Source organism: Haloarcula sp. Atlit-47R (assembly GCF_003665985.1).
Classification (GTDB): Archaea; Halobacteriota; Halobacteria; order Halobacteriales; family Haloarculaceae; genus Haloarcula; species Haloarcula taiwanensis.
The window spans coordinates 1-442 of sequence record NZ_QPLQ01000091.1; the positions used below are offsets into that span (position 1 = coordinate 1).

Annotated in this window: 1 protein-coding gene; it reads left to right on the forward strand. The window is 68.6% G+C overall.

What is annotated here, in order from left to right:
• Positions 1 to 442 (forward strand): phosphate ABC transporter ATP-binding protein (locus tag DVK00_RS21025; RefSeq protein ID WP_121578526.1); only part of this gene is annotated, 442 nt, incomplete at both ends.

Consider the following 442-nt stretch of genomic DNA (forward strand, 5'->3'; position numbering starts at 1 on the left):
CCCGGATCGACGGCTCAGTGAGGCTCGACGGCCAGGAGATCTACCAAGACGGGGTCAACCTCGTCGAACTCCGGAAGCGGGTCGGGATGGTGTTCCAGTCGCCGAACCCGTTCCCGAAGTCGATCCGCGAGAACATCGCCTACGGCCCGGAGAAGCACGGCGACCTCGACACGGGCCTGCTCGCTCGGCTCCTGAACCGGAGCGACGCTGAGGAGCGCGACGAGCTGGTCGAGCGGTGCCTCCGCGACGCGGCGCTGTGGGACGAGGTGAGCGACCGGCTCGACGACAACGCGCTCGGCCTCTCCGGCGGGCAACAGCAGCGCCTGTGTATCGCCCGATGTCTCTCCGTCGACCCCGAGGTCATCCTGATGGACGAGCCGGCCTCCGCGCTCGACCCGATCGCCACCGCGAAGATCGAGGACCTGATCGACGACCTCGCGGA